General features: G+C 67.1%; 16 protein-coding genes. 10 read left to right on the top strand and 6 right to left on the bottom strand.

What is annotated here, in order from left to right; all coding sequences use genetic code 11:
- Positions 1-9: 9 nt before the first annotated feature.
- The 3 genes from DX03_RS18625 to DX03_RS18615 all read left to right on the top strand — a co-directional run bounded on the left by DX03_RS18625 (position 10) and on the right by DX03_RS18615 (position 3,242).
- A complete protein-coding gene (locus DX03_RS18625) occupies positions 10-546 on the top strand; it encodes a lipocalin family protein (protein ID WP_038691114.1) in 537 nt (178 codons plus the stop codon).
- A gap of 148 nt (positions 547-694) precedes the next feature.
- Positions 695-2,590: a patatin-like phospholipase family protein gene (locus DX03_RS18620; protein ID WP_038691112.1), complete on the top strand. Its 1,896-nt coding sequence runs from the start codon at positions 695-697 to the stop codon at positions 2,588-2,590.
- Positions 2,591-2,804: 214 nt separating this feature from the next.
- Entirely contained in the window at positions 2,805-3,242 is a 438-nt protein-coding gene (locus DX03_RS18615; protein WP_038691111.1) for a hypothetical protein, read from the top strand.
- A gap of 386 nt (positions 3,243-3,628) precedes the next feature.
- Here DX03_RS18615 and DX03_RS18610 read toward each other — a convergent pair whose 3' ends face one another.
- Positions 3,629-4,999, bottom strand: coding sequence for a helix-turn-helix domain-containing protein (locus DX03_RS18610; protein WP_038691110.1), 1,371 nt, complete (start codon positions 4,997-4,999; stop codon positions 3,629-3,631).
- A gap of 111 nt (positions 5,000-5,110) precedes the next feature.
- On the opposite strand from DX03_RS18610, the gene DX03_RS18605 reads away from it, so the two are divergent.
- From DX03_RS18605 to mmsB, 5 genes are read left to right on the top strand one after another with little or no spacing between them, the layout of a single operon-like run.
- Complete coding sequence (locus DX03_RS18605; protein WP_038691109.1) at positions 5,111-6,616, top strand: CoA-acylating methylmalonate-semialdehyde dehydrogenase; 1,506 nt, start codon at positions 5,111-5,113, stop codon at positions 6,614-6,616.
- Between the two features lie 31 nt (positions 6,617-6,647).
- On the top strand, positions 6,648-7,802 hold the full coding sequence (locus tag DX03_RS18600) for an acyl-CoA dehydrogenase family protein (RefSeq protein ID WP_486669404.1): 1,155 nt from the start codon (positions 6,648-6,650) through the stop codon (positions 7,800-7,802).
- Entirely contained in the window at positions 7,799-8,596 is a 798-nt protein-coding gene (locus DX03_RS18595; RefSeq protein ID WP_038691105.1) for an enoyl-CoA hydratase, read from the top strand. The genes DX03_RS18600 and DX03_RS18595 overlap by 4 nt, the downstream gene beginning before the upstream one ends.
- Positions 8,593-9,768, top strand: coding sequence for an enoyl-CoA hydratase/isomerase family protein (locus DX03_RS18590; RefSeq protein ID WP_038691103.1), 1,176 nt, complete (start codon positions 8,593-8,595; stop codon positions 9,766-9,768). The genes DX03_RS18595 and DX03_RS18590 overlap by 4 nt, the downstream gene beginning before the upstream one ends.
- A complete protein-coding gene (gene mmsB / locus DX03_RS18585; protein WP_038691101.1) occupies positions 9,765-10,655 on the top strand; it encodes a 3-hydroxyisobutyrate dehydrogenase in 891 nt (296 codons plus the stop codon). The genes DX03_RS18590 and mmsB overlap by 4 nt, the downstream gene beginning before the upstream one ends.
- A gap of 221 nt (positions 10,656-10,876) precedes the next feature.
- Here the strand turns inward: mmsB and DX03_RS18580 are convergent, their stop codons facing one another.
- Positions 10,877-11,302 (bottom strand): organic hydroperoxide resistance protein, encoded by a 426-nt coding sequence (locus tag DX03_RS18580; RefSeq protein ID WP_038691099.1) that lies wholly within the window; start codon positions 11,300-11,302, stop codon positions 10,877-10,879.
- 111 nt (positions 11,303-11,413) lie between these two features.
- Between DX03_RS18580 and DX03_RS18575 the strand changes: the two genes are divergently transcribed.
- Positions 11,414-12,256, top strand: a complete 843-nt coding sequence (locus tag DX03_RS18575; RefSeq protein WP_038691097.1) for an AraC family transcriptional regulator — start codon at positions 11,414-11,416, stop codon at positions 12,254-12,256.
- Between the two features lie 64 nt (positions 12,257-12,320).
- Here the strand turns inward: DX03_RS18575 and DX03_RS18570 are convergent, their stop codons facing one another.
- From DX03_RS18570 to DX03_RS21295, 4 genes are all read right to left on the bottom strand, one after another.
- On the bottom strand, positions 12,321-12,764 hold the full coding sequence (locus tag DX03_RS18570) for a hypothetical protein (protein WP_038691095.1): 444 nt from the start codon (positions 12,762-12,764) through the stop codon (positions 12,321-12,323).
- 196 nt (positions 12,765-12,960) lie between these two features.
- Positions 12,961-13,917 (bottom strand): cation diffusion facilitator family transporter, encoded by a 957-nt coding sequence (locus tag DX03_RS18565; RefSeq protein ID WP_038691093.1) that lies wholly within the window; start codon positions 13,915-13,917, stop codon positions 12,961-12,963.
- A 157-nt stretch (positions 13,918-14,074) separates the two neighbouring features.
- Positions 14,075-14,578, bottom strand: a complete 504-nt coding sequence (locus tag DX03_RS21300; RefSeq protein ID WP_185753395.1) for a hypothetical protein — start codon at positions 14,576-14,578, stop codon at positions 14,075-14,077.
- A gap of 96 nt (positions 14,579-14,674) precedes the next feature.
- Complete coding sequence (locus tag DX03_RS21295; protein WP_185753394.1) at positions 14,675-15,451, bottom strand: hypothetical protein; 777 nt, start codon at positions 15,449-15,451, stop codon at positions 14,675-14,677.
- Positions 15,452-15,612: 161 nt separating this feature from the next.
- Here DX03_RS21295 and dusA point away from each other — a divergent pair, with 161 nt between their 5' ends.
- Positions 15,613-16,629, top strand: a complete 1,017-nt coding sequence (gene dusA / locus DX03_RS18560; RefSeq protein ID WP_038691091.1) for a tRNA dihydrouridine(20/20a) synthase DusA — start codon at positions 15,613-15,615, stop codon at positions 16,627-16,629.
- The last annotated feature ends 132 nt before the right edge of the window (positions 16,630-16,761 follow it).

Below are 16,761 nucleotides of genomic sequence, written 5' to 3'. Positions count from 1 at the left end.
GATCCTGCCATGTCTTACCGCGCCCTCGCTCCCCTGTTGCTGGCCAGCCTGATGCTGGGCTGCGGCGGCAACACCCGTCCCATTCCGCCCGTGGCACACGTGGATGTGCCGCGCTTCATGGGCGACTGGTATGTGATCGCCCATATCCCCAGCCGCCCCGAGCGCGAGGCGTTCGATGCGGTGGAGTCCTACGCGCTGCGCCCGGATGGACGCATCCAGACCACCTTCCGCTACCGCAAGGGCAGCTTCGATGCGCCGGTGAAGACCATGCACCCGATCGGCAAGGTCAAGCCCGGCACCAACGGTGCTGAGTGGGGCATGCAGTTCATCTGGCCGATCCAGGCCGAGTACGTGATCGTGTACCTGGACGACGGCTACCAGCAGACCATCGTGGGGCGCAGCAAGCGCGACTACATGTGGTTGATGGCGCGCACCCCGACCATTCCGGAGGCCGATTACAAGGCCGCCATGACCCGGCTGGCCGCGCTGGGCTACGACCTGTCGCAGGTGCGCCGCGTGCCGCAGTCGGGCGCCAAACCCGAGTAAGGCGTTCCGTGCCGTGCTTCTCAGGCCGTGAGAAGGCCCCGGGCGATACTGTCGTTATCAGCCCGTTGGGTGCCGGCCCCTGGCCGGGATGCCTGCGGGGCCTGCGCGGATCGGCCGCGCATGGGCAGGCGGACGTGAGGAGTCGGGCGTGGCGGACAAGTACTGCGATCTGGTCATGAAGGGCGGCATCACCAGCGGCATCGTGTATCCCAACGCGGTGCTGTCGCTGGCGCGCGAATACCGCTTCAAGAACATCGGCGGCACCTCGGCCGGAGCGATTGCCGCGGCGGTGGCTGCGGCGGCGGCACTGGGGGATCGCCGCCGCCACGCCGGCGAGACGGTGGACGCGCAGGTGGGCTTTCCCGGCCTGTCGGCGGTGTCGGCGCAGCTGTCCACGCGCGGCTTCATCTACAGCCTGTTCCAGCCCGCGCACGGCGCGCGCACTGCCTACCGCCTGCTGGTGATGCTCACCGGCAAATCCAGCCTGCCGCGCAAGATCGCCTGCCTGCTGGCCGCCGTATTCGCCATCGCGCCGCTGGAACTGCTGGTCGCGTTGATCGGCCTGCTGGGCATCGGCTGGCTGGCCGGCGGCGTGGCGGGGGTGTGGGCGACGCTGCTGCCCTCGTTGCTGTGCGCCTACGGCGCCGGCGTGCTCGCATCGGCGCTGCGGGTGGCGCGGGTGGCGCGGCGCAACCTGCTCGGGCTGTGCAATGGCAGCACCCAGGCCGACGCCGCCACCCCGGCCCTGACCGACTGGCTGCATGACCGCCTGCAGGCGCTGTCGGGCAAACCGCCGGGCCAGCCGCTCACCTTCGGCGACCTGCACCAGGCCCCGCGGTACCCCGGCGAGCCGGCCGGCGCGCAGGCCATCAGCCTGCAGATGATCACCACCTGCGTGTCGCATACCGAGCCGCGCACGTTGCCGTTCAATGCGGCGCACTTCTGGTTCCTGCGCGACGAGTTCGCGCAGTTGTTCCCGGCCAGCGTGGTGGAGTGGCTGGTGGCCCAGGCCGGCGCGCCCGAACAGGTCGATGGTCGCGCGTATTACCGTCTGGTCGATGGCGATCAGCTGCCGGTACTGGTGGCCACGCGCATGAGCCTGAGTTTCCCGCTGTTGATCAGCGCGGTACCACTGCACGAACCGGCGCGTCGCGAGCGGCGCTGTGAACCGCAGCCCGAGGCGTCCGCGCCGCACGACAACAGCAACGTTGCCGACAGCATGGAAGGCCTGACCAGCGGCGGCCAGAGTTGTGGCCCGGTGATCACCGCCTTCCGGGTGTGCTGGTTCTCCGATGGTGGCATCAGCAGCAACTTCCCCATCCACCTGTTCGACGCGGCGTTGCCGCGCTGGCCCACCTTCGGCATCAACCTGGTGTACCCGCGCCACGCCGATGCGGTAAGCGTGCTGGACGCCGGCAGGCATGGCGTGCAGGCGCAGCTTGAACAGGCGGTGTTCCTGCCTACCGAGAACCGCCAGGGCTGGCAGCGCAGCTACCACGCCATTGCGCGGCCGCTGGCAGCTGCGGAGATGTCCGGCTTCCTGTTCTCGATCGTATCGACCATGCAGAACTGGCGCGACGTGCTGCAGGCCCGCGCACCGGGGTATCGCGACCGCATCGTGCACGTGTCGCTGCAGGGCGACGAAGGCGGCATGAACCTGGACATGCCGCAGGACGTGCTGAGCCGCATCGCCGCCAAGGGCAGCGTGGCGGGCGAACGCTTCTGCGGCTTCTCCTTCCAGAACCACTACTGGATCCGCTGGCGCAACCTGGCCTCGGCCTACCAGCGCTACACGCTGGAGATCGCCCGCACCGACGATCCTGCGCAGCGCGTGGCCGCCTGGCGTGACGCGTACCAGAGCGTGGCCACCGGCGAACCGCCGCCGCCGTCGTACCGGCTGGGCTCGGAGGACAAGCGGCGCGCCTCCCAGCAGCTGTGGCGGCTGATGGTCGAGCAGGGCCAGGCCTGGGAAGACCTCGGCCCCGACCTCACCGACGGCGCACCGCGCCCGCTGCCGCAGATGAAGGTCACGCCGATTTACTGAGCCGGGAGGGGCGCCGGCCGGGCAACGCATGGAACGCGACATGCCCGGTAGTGCCGGCCGCTGGCCGGCTCCTCATGAAACCCAGCATTACCGGTAGAGCCGACCGTTGGTCGGCTGCTCATGAAACGCGACATGCCCGGTAGAGCCGACCATTGGTCGGCTGCGCATCTCGTTTATGCTCGTTGACGCACCGCTCTCACCAGGATGGAACCGCATGACCCCACGCATGGCCTTGCTGCAGACACTCGAACACCTCGACGCGCTCGACCCCGACCACCTGCCGGTGGTCCCGCTGGATGCGTATTTCACGGGCAATGATCAGGAAGAATCGATCGCGCCGAACCAATGGGAGTTCGGGCGCCCGCCCATCCGCGAGCTGCACGCACGCTTTCAGGCCATCGCCGCGCGCCCGGACGTCCAGGGCGTGTATGTCGGCCTGCACCAGGACTGGGGCATGGCACTGGAAGACGACACCGATTGGCCGGCAGCGGAGAACATCCACATCCTCACCTCCGCTGACGCGCCCACCGTGCAGTCATGGCTGGAAGGCCTGGAATCGGACGGCGCCAGCGCAGGCTGGCCATACGGCCAGCATGCCGCAGCACCCGTGCCGGCCGAGGGTTTCCAGGTCTTCTCGGTGTTCTGGGACTAGGGCAGACGTCGACCAACGGTCGATTCTACGCGGGTGGAACGCATGCATGCCCACCCCGACCGATGGCACACACCGCATCCCGATCGATTGCATACACCGCATCCCGATCAACTGCATACACCCGGTAGAGCCGACCGTTGGTCGGCTGCCCTTCGCATCGGGGTCCAGCATTCCTGGCGTCGGATGCAAGTCGACCAACGGTCGACTCTACCCGCGTCGGGGTCCAGCATTCCTGGCGTCGGATGCAAATCGACCAACGGTCGACTCTACCCGCCTCCGGATCAAACATTCCCGGCGCCGGAGGTAGAGCCGACCGTTGGTCGGCTGCCCTTCGCATCGGGGTTGAGCATTCCTGGAGCCGGATGCAAGGCGACCAACGGTCGACGCTACCCGCGGCCTGGTAGCTGCGCGAACGCGCGTTGCATGCAATCTTCGCGCGGGCACACGCGGCAACCCGGGCCGATGGAGACCGAGTTGCCCGGGCTCTGGATGTCCAGGCCGCGCGAGTAGATCAGCCGTTCGGCATGCTGCAGGTCGCAGCCCAGCGCCACCGCGAAGGTCTTGCGCGGTTGCCCGTGACCGATCGGGCCGCTGCTCACCTGCCGCGCCAGCCAAAAGTGGCGGCGCCCGTCGGGCATGCGCGCGGTCTGGGTCAGCACCCGGCCCGGCTGGTTGAACGCCTCGTACACGATCCACAGCGGGCACGAGCCGCCCACCTGCGAGAAGTGGAAGTCGGTAGCCGAGTGGCGCTTGGACACATTGCCGGCCCGGTCCACGCGGATGAAGAAGAACGGCAACCCCGGCGCACTGCGCCGCGCGAGCGTGCTCAGCCGATGGCACACCGCTTCAAAGCCCACCCCGAAGCGGTGCGCCAGCGCATCGATGTCATAGCTGCTGTGCTCGGCCGCACGCAGGAACTGCGCATACGGCATCACCAGCGCGCCGGCGAAGTAGTTGGACATGCCGATCCGCGCCTGCGCGATCTGCTCCGGTTCGCGGAAGCCGGCGCGGGCGATCACCGCATCGATCTGCGCCGCATAGCCCAGCAGCGCCAGCTCGGCGGCCATCTGGAACGCCTGCTGGCCCGGCTCCAGGTAGTCGGGCAACCACAGCGTGCGGCTGCCCCCGTCATAGACCCGCTTCTCGCGACCGGCCTGCAGCGGCGCCACCTCCACCAGCACCCCGTGACGGTCGGCCAGCAGCTGGCGCAGCCGCGGCGCCACGTGCCCGGCCACCAGCCCCCATTCGCCGAACAGCTGCTCGGCCAGGTCGTCCAGCTCGGGGATGTGGTTGTGCATGCGGTTGAAGAAGTCGCGCACCTGGTCGCCGGCCGGCAGCGCCTGCCCGGCATGCACGTCGCCCAGCTGGAACTCCAGGGCGGCCGCGTGCTCGCGCAGCGCCAGATGGCGGCGGTGCAGGTCCAGCAGGGCCTGGCTCACCTGCGGCAGGTTGCCGGCCATGGCGCGCAGCTCGGTGCTGCTCACGTCGTCCAGGCCCAGGTCGCGCAGGGTGTCGCTCAACGCTTCCTGCAACGCGCCGGGTTCATCCACATCGAACAGCCCGGAAACGTCGCCCAACACCTCGCGCAGCTTCTGCTGCACCGCCGGCGTCAGCGGGCGCTTGTTGCGCTCCATCTGGTTCAGGTAGCTGGCCGACAGCCCCAGCGCCCGGGCCAGCTCAACCTGGCTGTAGCCGCGCTGCTCCCGCAGCTTCAGCAGGCGCAGGCCGATCTGACGATGGGTGGGCTGGCTATTCACAGAATTCACAAGAATCGTAGCGGGCATTGGCCAGATTAAGCGTATACAGCCCGGAAATCGAGGATGGCCATGTGAATAATGCCAACAACTTTCGACCCCCCGGGATTGTCCATGACTGTTGCAGCGCCCCGTATCCGCATGTTGATCGATGGCCAGTTCATCGAATCGGCAAGCTCGCATTGGCAGAACGTGGTCAACCCGGCCACCCAGGACGTCCTGGCCCAGGTCCCGTTCGCCACCCTGGGCGAGGTTGACGCCGCCGTGGCCTCGGCCAAGGAAGCCTTCAAGACCTGGCGCAAGACCCCGATCGGCACCCGCGCCCGCATCTTCCTGAAGTACCAGCAGCTGATCCGCGAGCACATGAGCGAGCTGGCCCACATCCTGTCGGCCGAGCAGGGCAAGACCGTGCCCGACGCCGAAGGCGATGTGTTCCGCGGCCTGGAAGTGGTCGAGCACGCCGCTGCCATCGGCAATCTGCAGCTGGGCGAACTGGCCAACAACGTGGCCAACGGCGTAGACACCTACACCCTGCTGCAGCCGCTCGGCGTCTGCGCCGGCATCACCCCGTTCAACTTCCCGGCGATGATTCCGCTGTGGATGTTCCCGATGGCCATCGCCACCGGCAACACCTTCATCCTCAAGCCGTCCGAGCAGGACCCGATGGTGACCATGCGCCTGGTCGAACTGGCGCTGGAAGCCGGCATTCCCAAGGGCGTGCTCAACGTCGTGCACGGTGGCGAAGAGGTGGTCAACGCGATCTGCGATCACCCGGACATCAAGGCTGTTTCGTTCGTCGGCTCCACCCGCGTCGGCACCCACGTGTACAACCGCGCCTCGCTGGCCGGCAAGCGCGTGCAGTGCATGATGGGCGCCAAGAACCACGCCGTGGTGCTGCCGGACGCCAACAAGGAGCAGAGCCTCAACGCGATGGTCGGTGCTGCCTTCGGTGCGGCCGGCCAGCGCTGCATGGCCGCCTCCACCCTGGTGCTGGTGGGCGAAGCGCGCGAGTGGGTGCCGGACCTGGTGGCCAAGGCCAAGACCCTCAAGGTCAGCGGTGGAAGCGTCGCTGGTACGGACGTCGGCCCGGTGATCTCCTGCGCCGCGCGCGAGCGTGTTGAAGCGCTGATCGCCTCGGGCGTGGAGCAGGGCGCCAAGCTGGTGCTGGATGGCCGCAACCCGCAGGTCGATGGCTTCGAGAAGGGCAACTTTGTTGGCCCGACCATCTTCGACGGCGTCAAGCCGGGCATGCGCGTGTACGACGAGGAAATCTTCGGGCCGGTGCTGGTGATCCTGGAAGCCGACACCCTGGAAGACGCCATCGCGCTGATCAACGCCAACCCGAACGGCAACGGCACCGCGCTGTTCACCCAGTCCGGCGCGGCCGCCCGCAAGTTCCAGGAAGACATCGACGTCGGCCAGGTCGGCATCAACGTGCCGATCCCGGTGCCGGTGCCGCTGTTCTCCTTCACCGGCTCGCGCGCATCCAAGCTCGGCGACCTGGGCCCGTACGGCAAGCAGGTGGTGATGTTCTACACCCAGACCAAGACCATCACCTCGCGTTGGTTCGACGACGAGACGCTGGGTCATGGCGTCAACACCACCATCAGCCTGAAGTAAGCGACAACGGAGTTCGACCATGAGCCACTCGATGACGACGGAACTCGACGAAGCGCAGCAGGCCTATAGAGAGGCAGCGCGTGACTTCGCCCAGGCCGAACTGGCGCCGCACGCCGCGCGATGGGATGCGGAGGGCATCTTTCCGCGCGAGGCGATCGCCAAGGCAGGGGAACTCGGGTTCTGTGGTTTGTACATGGATCCCGAGGTCGGTGGCAGCGGCCTGAGCCGTCTGGACGCCGCCGTCGTCATCGAGGAGCTCGCCAATGTGGATCCGTCCACGGCGGCCTATGTCAGCATCCACAACATGGCGTCGTGGATGGTGGCCAAGTGGGGCCAGCAGAGCCTGCGTGCCGCGTGGGGCCCAGACCTCTCGTCCGGCACCAAGCTGGCCTCGTACTGCCTGACCGAACCGGGTGCCGGCTCGGATGCCGCCTCGCTGAAGACCAGCGCGGTGCGTGACGGCGACGATTACGTACTCAACGGCTCCAAGGCCTTCATCTCCGGCGCCGGTGCCACCGAACTGCTGGTGGTGATGGCGCGTACGGGCGGTCCGGGCGCGGGCGGCATCAGCGCGATCGCCGTGCCGGCCGACCTGCCGGGCATCAGCTACGGCCGCAAAGAAGAGAAGATGGGCTGGAACAGCCAGCCGACCCGTGGCATCACGTTCGAGAACGTGCGCGTGCCGGTCAGCCACCTGCTGGGCGAGGAAGGCAGCGGTTTCAAGCTGGCCATGAAGGGCCTGGACGGCGGCCGCATCAACATCGCCGCCTGCTCGCTGGGCGCTGCCCAGGGCGCACTGGATGCCGCCCGCCGCTACATGGGCGAGCGCCGCCAGTTCGGCAAGGCGCTGTCGGAATTCCAGGCGCTGCAGTTCAAGCTGGCCGACATGGCCACCCAGCTGGTGGCTGCCCGGCAGATGGTGCACACCGCCGCGCGCAAGCTCGACGCCCGTGCCAGCGATGCCAACGTGTGGTGCGCGATGGCCAAGCGCTTCGCCACCGACGCCGGCTTCAACATCTGTAACGACGCGCTGCAGATCCACGGCGGCTACGGCTATATCCGCGAATACCCCATTGAACGGTTGCTGCGCGATTCGCGCGTGCACCAGATCCTGGAGGGCACCAACGAGATCATGCGTGTGATCGTGGCCCGCCACCTGCTCAATACCGACGAGGAACTGCGATGATCGACTGGCGCACGCATGATCACACCGGCCTGAAGGTCGAGGCCGATGGCCACGTTGCCGTGGTGACGCTGGACAACCCGCCGGCCCACACCTGGACCGTGCACAGCCTGTCGGCGCTGCGCGACCTGGTGGGCGCACTCAATGCCGACAATGGCATCTATGCGCTGGTGATCACCGGCGGCGGCGAGAAGTTCTTCTCGGCCGGTGCCGACCTCAAGCAGTTCGCCTCCGGCGACAAGGCCGCGGCGCGCGAAGCGGCGCGCCGTTTCGGCGAAGCGTTCGAAGCGCTGTCCGGCTTCCGTGGCGTGTCCATCGCCGCCATCAACGGCTACGCGATGGGCGGTGGCCTGGAATGCGCGTTGGCCTGCGACCTGCGCATCATCGAAGACCACGCCCAGGTGGCGCTGCCGGAGGCCACCGTGGGCCTGCTGCCGTGCGCCGGTGGCACCCAGAACCTACCGCGTCTGGTCGGCGAAGGCTGGGCCAAGCGGATGATCCTGCTGGGCGAACGCATCGACGCCGATACGGCCGTGCGCATCGGCCTGGCCGAGGAGAAGGTCGGCAAGGGCGAGGCCAAGGCCTTGGCGCTGGAATGGGCGCACAAGGCCGGCAAGCAGAGCCCGACCAGCATTGCGGCCTGCAAGACCCTGGTGCAGGCCACCCGCAGCGGCACCCACGCCTCGGCACTGGTGGCCGAGCGTGAGGCCTTCGTAGACCTGTTCGACCGGGCCGACCAGGCCGAGGGCGTCAATGCCTTCCTGGAAAAGCGCGCCCCGCAGTGGAAGAACGCATGAGCACGCCGGCCGCCAGCGACGAGGCCCCGGTGCTGTTCGAAGAACGCGCGGCCGCCAACGGCACGCGCATCGGCATTGCCACGCTCAACGCACCGCGTACCCTCAATGGGTTCTCGCTGCCGATGGCGCACCTGCTGCGCGAACGGCTCGATGCCTGGGCCCGCGATGACGGCATCGCGCTGGTGGTGTTGCAGGGCGCGGGCGAGAAGGCGTTTTGCGCCGGCGGCGACCTGCACAGCCTGTACCGCAGCATGGTCGACTACCGTGAAGCCGGAAAGACCCACATCCGCGACAACGCCTACGCCGCTGAATTCTTCGACGTCGAATACCGCGTCGACTACGCCATCCATACCTATCCCAAGCCGATCCTGTGCTGGGGCCATGGCATCGTGATGGGCGGCGGCATCGGCCTGATGTCCGGCGCCAGCCACCGCGTGGTCAGCGAGCGCTCCAAGCTGGCGTTCCCGGAGATCACCGTGGGCCTGTTCCCCGACGTGGGCGGCAGCTGGTTGCTGCCGCGCGTACCGGGCAAGGGCGGCCTGTTCCTGGCGTTGACCGGTGCAGCGCTCAATGCGGGCGATGCGATCTATGCCGGCCTGGCCGACATCCACATCGCCGAAGCGCAACGGGGGGCCGTCTTCAACGCGCTCACACAGGTGCACTGGAGCGACGACGCCAAGCGCAACCACGACCAGCTCGATGCACTGCTGCAGCAGCACGCCAGCGACGCGGCCACCGGCCCGCTGCTGCGCAACGCGGCGGCCATCGACGCGCTGTGCACCGGGGATGACGTGCCGGCCATCGTGGCCGCCATCACCGCGCTGCAGACCGATGACCCGTGGCTGCAGGCCGCGCAGGCCACGCTGGCCGCCGGTGCCCCCGGCTCGGCGCGGCTGGCGTTCGAGCTGCAGCGCCTGGCCGAGGGCGCAACGCTGGCCGAGGTCTACCGCATCGAATACATCGCCGCACTGCATGCGGCCGCCCACGGCGATTTCGCCGAAGGCATCCGCGCGCTGCTGATCGACAAGGACCGCACCCCGCAGTGGCAGCCGCGCACGCTGGCCGACGCCACCGCGCCGTGGGCCCAGACCTTCTTCGTTTCGCCGTGGTCGGACGCCGCGCATCCGCTGGCCGACCTTGGCACCTCCGTCCCTGAAAGGAGCCACGCATGAGCCGTATTGCATTCATCGGGTTGGGCAACATGGGTGGCCCGATGGCCGCCAACCTGGCCAAGGCCGGCCACGCCGTGCGCGTGTTCGACCTGGTGCCTGCCGCCGTGCAGGCCGCCGTTGATGCCGGTGCCACCGCCGCACACTCCGCGCTGGACACCCTGACCGACGCCGAGATCGTGATCTCGATGCTGCCGGCCAGCCGCCACGTCGAAGGCGTGTACCTGGGCGATGACGGCCTGCTGGGCGACATCCCGGGCGGCGCGCTGGTCATCGACTGCAGCACGATCGCCCCGGCCACCGCGCGCAAGGTGGCCGAAGCGGCCGCGGCGCGTGGCCTGCAGATGCTGGACGCGCCGGTCTCCGGCGGCACTGCCGGTGCACAGGCCGGCACGCTGACCTTCATCGTCGGCGGCGAGGAGGAGGCGCTCGAACGCGCGCGCCCGATCCTGCAGGCGATGGGCAAGAACATCTTCCACGTAGGCGCCAGCGGTGCAGGCCAGGTGGCCAAGCTGTGCAACAACATGGCGTTGGGCGTGATCATGGCCGTCACCGGCGAGTCGATCGCCCTGGGCGTCGCGCACGGGCTGGACCCGAAGGTGCTGTCGCAGATGATGGCGGTCAGCACCGGCCGCAGCTGGGCCACCGAAGTGTGCAACCCGTGGCCGGGCGTGCTGGACAATGCGCCGGCCTCGCGCGGCTACAGCGGCGGCTTCGGCAGCGACCTGATGCTCAAGGACATGGGCCTGGCGGTGGAAGCGGCGATGAGCGTCGGCGCGTCGATCCCGCTCGGCGAACTGGCCCGCAACCTGTACTCGATGAACCACCAGGCCGGCCGCGGCAAACTGGATTTCTCCAGCGTCGTGCAGCTGATCGCCAACGAAAAGTAACGGGCACTGCCGGCCGCTGGCCGGCAACCTCATGAACGCAAATACGACCGGTAGGCAACGACCGTTGGTCGTTGCCCGCCCCACCAGACGCATCCCGTGGGCGCACCCACGGGATCCACCGCGGTGGGATGGGCGGTTGCCAGGCTATCCAGCCAGGCAGCCGCCCATTTTTTTACCCGTGCGTCAGGTGCCGCCCGTAGGCCGGTATGGCACCTGCGGCATCAGGCAACGGTCAGCGTCACGTCGATGTTGCCGCGGGTCGCGTTGGAGTACGGGCACACGATGTGCGCCTTCTGCAACAGCTCTTCCACCTGCTCGCGCGGCAGGCCCGGCACGCTGATCTCCAACGCCACTTCGATGCCGAAGCCGGTCGGGATCTGGCCGATGCCCACCTTGCCGGTGATCGCGGTCTCGGCCGGCAGCGCAACCTTGGCCTGGCCGGCCACGAACTTCAGCGCGCCCAGGAAGCAGGCCGAGTAGCCAGCGGCGAACAGCTGTTCCGGGTTGGTGCCCGGGCCGCCCGCGCCGCCCAGCTCGCGCGGGGTCGACAGCTGCACGTCCAGCACGTTGTCGGACGAGGTGGCGTGGCCTTCACGGCCGCCGGTAGCGGTGGCGGTGGCGGTGTACAGAACCTTTTCGATGGACATGGGAATCTCCTGTGGCGTGGAATGGGGTGGGCCAGATGGCAGGTGTACTTTGACCGGTCCAGGGGTACGTCGGGTTACATTTCGTCTGTCAAACTTGACCAGGAGTCCAGAATGGTCGATCGCCTCCAGTCCCTGCTGAGCCGTTTTGCGGTCAGCGCCGAAGTCTTCCACGCCGGTCCGCTGTGCGGCATCAACGACCTGCCCGCCGATGGCGAACGCGGCCAGCTGCACCTCATCCGCGAGGGCCAGGTCCGCGTCGAGCACGCCGACGGCCGCGTGCTGCAGATCGACCAGCCCAGCGTGCTGCTGTATCCGCGCCCGCTGGCGCATCGCTTCGTGACCGATCCCCAGCGCGGCGCCGACTTCGCCTGCGCCCACCTGCAGTTCGAAGGTGCCGGCAACAACCCGGTCGCCGCCGCGCTGCCGCCGGTCATCTGCCTGCCGCTGGACCAGCTCTACGGCGGCCAGCCCATCCTGTCGGTGTTGTTTGAAGAAGCCTTCGCCCAGCGCTGCGGCCGCCAGGCGTTGCTCGACCGCCTGTTTGAAGTGGTGTTGATCCAGATCCTGCGCGCGCTGATGGAAAGCGGCCAGTTGCGTGTGGGGCTGCTCGCCGGCATGGCCCATCCGCGCCTGCGCCATGCGCTGGTGGCCATGCACGAGGCACCGGCCGACGAATGGACGCTGGAATCGCTGGCCCAGCGTGCCGGCATGTCACGCAGCGCGTTCGCCGACAGCTTCCGCGACACCATCGGCAGCACCCCCGGCCACTACCTGCAGGGCTGGCGCACGCGGCTGGTGCAGCAGGCCTTGCGCAAGGGGCAGCCGCTCAAGCGCATCGCCATCGATGTGGGGTATGGCAGCGAAGCGGCGTTGTCGCGCGCGTTCAAGGCGCAGACCGGGCAGTCGCCGCGGCAGTGGAAAGAGGGCGTGCGTGCCGCGACTGATCCATCGTGACCGTGGCATCGGAAACATGCAGTGATGCATTGCCCGCCGGCCGCTCGCGATTTCACCTTCGGCGTCAGGGAGTTTCCACGGGCGCGCTTCCCTTTCGGAACGCGTAGCCCGTCAAGCCCCATTCGTCCCCTTCGCCGGCGGGCGGCGCTGCCCAGCGATAGTCCCACGTCTGGGTGGTGCCATCGGCAAATGTGCTTTTCACGCTGTAGGCATCGCCCGGGTTGCCCTTCGTCGGCACGCTGTCTGGCGCGCTGATGGAGGCAGGCGATCCGGGGACGTACTGCTTCCTCTCCACGACGACTGCGCCATTACGGGCCAGCGGGCGTCTGTCGGGCGAGTGCGCTGCGATCCACTCAAGGACGCGGGTACCTTCGGGATCGCCCGATACATACGTGTGGCTGGTAACGACGGTGGTGTGCGCGGCGGCACCGACATCTGCCGGCATGGCAAGCACGCCTGCGACGGACAAGCACAGGGCAAGCAGCCTGCCCGTTCCATGGTCGACCATATCTGCTCCTCGTGCGTCGCGCGCTGGGCTGCACGCGTTTTCAACCGTTCGACGTGAACGGTACCGAGGAGCTTAGTGGGTACGTGTCCGGTCGGCCAATCCGATGGCGGGATGGAAATCGACGTTCAGTGCGGCAGTGACTATGCCTCGACAGGAGACGGTGTTGCTCCAAATGCGCGTGCACGACGGGCACACGTCAGATCGCCCACTCCCGATCGGTGGTGAACATGATCGTCAGCCACCGGTCGGTGGATTCCTCGCCCAGCGCCTCGCCGATCTCATCGCGCAGGCGGTCCCATTCCAGCAGTGCACGCGGCGGATCGTCGGCGCGCACCACGAAGAACAACTCGATCTGCTCGCCACGCCCCACCTTGGCCACGTAGCTGCGGTATTCCAGGAAACCGTGCCGGGCCACGATGTCGCGCGCCACGGCATCCACGTGCGCCTGCAGGTCCACCGGGGTGATCAGCAGGATGTCCGACAGCGCCTGTCGCACCGTGCCCAGCGGCGCCACCATCACGAACAGGCACACCACCAGCAGGATGGCCGGATCGATGTAGGGCACCAGCCAGGCCCAGTGCGTGCCGCCCAGCAGCCAGCCGCCGATGAAGGCGACCAGGTAGGCCGCCGACATGCTGGCCGAGACCACCCAGTTCTTGCCGTCCAGCGCGATGAACTCCGAGCCGATGCTGCGGTTGACGCGCCGGATGAACACCGCCAGCCCGATCTCGGCAATGATCGACAGCACCGCGAACAGGATCGCCGGCCCCAACGCGATCTCGCGCCCGCCCGACATCAGCGCGTCCACCGCATTGACCGCCGCGTACAACGCCGCGCCGATCATCAGCGTGCCGCTCACCCCCAGCACGATCGGTTCCAGGTGCCAGAAGCCCATGGTGAAGCGCTGGTTCAAGCGCGACTGCAGGGTGTCCACGTTGGTCGACATACTGATCAGCCGCACCACCAGCAGCGACAGCCAGGTCATCACCACGTCGATCAACCCGTAGATGCCGTCGAAGATGATCAGCGACGAGTTGGCCAGGAAGCCAAACACCACGGCGGCGGCCGCCATCGCCAGCGAGGCGGCGATGGACAGGCGCAGCACGCCTTGTTCGGTGGTGGGGTCGAACGGGCGTGGGCGGGAAGGGGACATTCTGTGTCTTGCGGTGCGGGGCGATGCATTCTCGCTTGAATTTGGGCGACAAGGACCAAGCGCACTGCAAACGCATTCAGGTGACTGCTTCCAGCGGCGGTTAACGCCATCGTGGCCTGAGAAGCGCGGCATGAGCCGCGCTTCTCAGTGGGACAAATTACCCCATGCCTGGGCATTCCAGAATGGGGATCGAGGTCGAAACACAGTGCTCAGCACCGCCACCGGCTGAAGTGCATGCTGTCCCCGTTTGCGTCCCAGAGAAACACCCTTCCCAAGGGTTGCTGCCACTACCCCCGCTGTCACCTGATCCGCCCCAGTCCCCGCCTATTCCACCGCCGCCATCGTTGGCGCCATTGGCGATATCATTTGCCGCTTCTTTCATGGTCTTGCCGCAGGGTTTGTGCATGTTCGTTTCAACAGGGGGCGCGCATGCTACTCCAAAAGCAGCGCACAGCTGAAGGGGCACTTTTACGTTGAGCTCTACGTCCCGAAGCGCAGATCCAAATTGCGATTGCAGTTCATCGCCGATGGTGCGCCAGTGAGCGGCGACCGTGTTTGCGGCGTTGACTTTAATGGGGGCGCTCATGAGAGCACTTACGGCACACGCAACTGCTGCCGCCGACGCGAGCAAAAGAAACGGAAAAGCAAGCTTGTACCGCATGACATACGCTCCTTCGGGCACCTTCCATGAGTACCTGACGCCGTCGGCGCCCTGACGGCGACTGGCGGGTAATGCGAATGAGTCGAAGCAGCGATCTCAGCGAGATGCAGGTGCGCCGCTCTTTGCGATTTCCGAAATTAGATCGTTCAATCCTGGGCGGCTATCGATTCCAAGTGGAGGCAGTCCATTTTTCTGCCGGTCCACCTCAATATTCGCAATAACCTGGTGCGCCATCAGGGTCGCGTACATCTCTTGCTGTGGCGTCAGCTTTGACCGGCCGTTGACCAATCCTGCCGGCCAACTGCCTCGTAACTCAGCTGCCTTTCGATAGGCTGAAGCTCGTACGGGGTCAGAAATGCCATCTACACCATCCTCATGAATCCGCGCGATGGTCTCTAGTGCGTAGATCGACCCAGACTGTGCAGAAGCAGCCAGAAACTCCATCGCTTCCGTGCGTCGGGAGGAGTCAAGAAGTGCTAGCTGTTCTGCGTCCAGGATCGCAGTGGGATCCAGTAGCTCGGCTTGCTCGAGTGGGCCTCTCGCACCTCGTCGAAGCAAAGCATCGCGGGCCGCTTCAGTTGAGGGATATCCATTGCGCACCAACCACGCCACGTCGGCTTCGGTCTTCGCGCCGGAAAGAGCATCCCCAATACGTGGGGAGGCACTTGAAGCGGAGCCCGATGAGCGACTAGCGATAGGCGCGCGCGCAACTGGAGCCTTGTCCGACCCGAGGCTGACGGGCTGCTCTGAAGAAGAACCAGCCGCATGGGATTGCTTCGCGTTGGGTAGCCCACGTGTTGTCCATGTAACAGCGGCTGCAATCAAAAGTGCGGCAACGCCAACGCCAACCACAACAGGTCTTGCTGACTTCATGTCCCCCCCATGTTGACTTCATGTCTAGTTCATAAATGTTTCGCAGTTCCTCGCACGTGTCAATGCCTGACGACATGCCCCTGCCTGCGGGCAACGTTCATTCCAAGCAGGTAAACTATTGATTGCGCTGGCAATGCCAGCAGTATCCGACGCTCCGCCCGATGACCCTGCCCGCCACCGACGCCGCCGCACGTTACGCCGCCTCCCTGCGCTTGTCCGTCGCCCCGATGATGGACTGGACGGACCGCCATTGCCGGGTGTTCCACCGGTTGCTGGCCCCGGGTGCGCGGCTGTACACCGAGATGGTGCACGCCAACGCGGTGATCCATGGCGACCGCGAACGCCTGCTCGGCTTTGATGGCAGCGAGCATCCGCTGGCCCTGCAGCTGGGGGGCAGCGATCCGGCCCTGCTCGCGCAGGCTGCCCGCATCGCCCAGGACTGGGGCTATGACGAGGTCAACCTCAACTGCGGCTGCCCGTCCGACCGGGTCCAGGCCGGGCGCTTCGGTGCCTGCCTGATGCGCGAGCCGGCCCTGGTGGCCGAGTGCGTGGCGGCCATGGTCGCGGCGGTGGACATCCCGGTCACGGTGAAGTGCCGCCTGGGCGTGGATGAAGACAACGACTACGAAACCTTCCGCAACTTCGTCGATCAGTCTGCCAACGCGGGCAGTGCAATGTTCATCGTGCACGCCCGCAATGCGTGGCTGAAGGGGCTGTCGCCGAAGGAAAACCGCGAAGTGCCGCCGCTGCGTTACGACTGGGCCCACCGGCTCAAGGCCGACCGCCCGGCGCTGCAGATCGTGCTCAACGGGGGCTTGGCCACCGTGGAGGCGGCGCAGGCGCAGCTGCCGGCGCTGGACGGGGTGATGCTGGGCCGCGCGGCCTACCACGACCCCTACGTGCTGCATCAGCTGGAGGCCGCCCAGACCGGTGCGCCCGTGCAGCCGCGCGAGGCACTGTTGCGCGCCATGCGCCCGTACATCGAGGCGCAGCTCGGCCGCGGCCTGGCCCTGAAGCACATCACCCGTCACCTGCTCGGCCTGTTCCACGGCCAGCCCGGGGGCCGCGCGTTCCGCCAGGTGCTCAGCGAGGGTTCGCACCGCGCGGGCGCCGATTGGGCGCTGATCGAGCAGGCGCTGGCGGTGACCCGCGCCCAGGCCGAACGCGTCGCCGCGTGAGGCGCGTCACCTTGTCGGCTTGACAAGGCACCCACTTTAGCCGCCAATGTTCACTTAGATGAACGGCGCCGAGGTGCGACCGGAAAAGTTCAGACCGGATTCACTGCGTAAAACCAAGAATTCGCTAAAGAT

Origin of the sequence: Stenotrophomonas rhizophila, assembly GCF_000661955.1 — a bacterium.
In the GTDB taxonomy this organism is placed as follows: domain Bacteria; phylum Pseudomonadota; class Gammaproteobacteria; order Xanthomonadales; family Xanthomonadaceae; genus Stenotrophomonas; species Stenotrophomonas rhizophila.
This window is presented reverse-complemented; position numbering and strand designations above follow the sequence as displayed.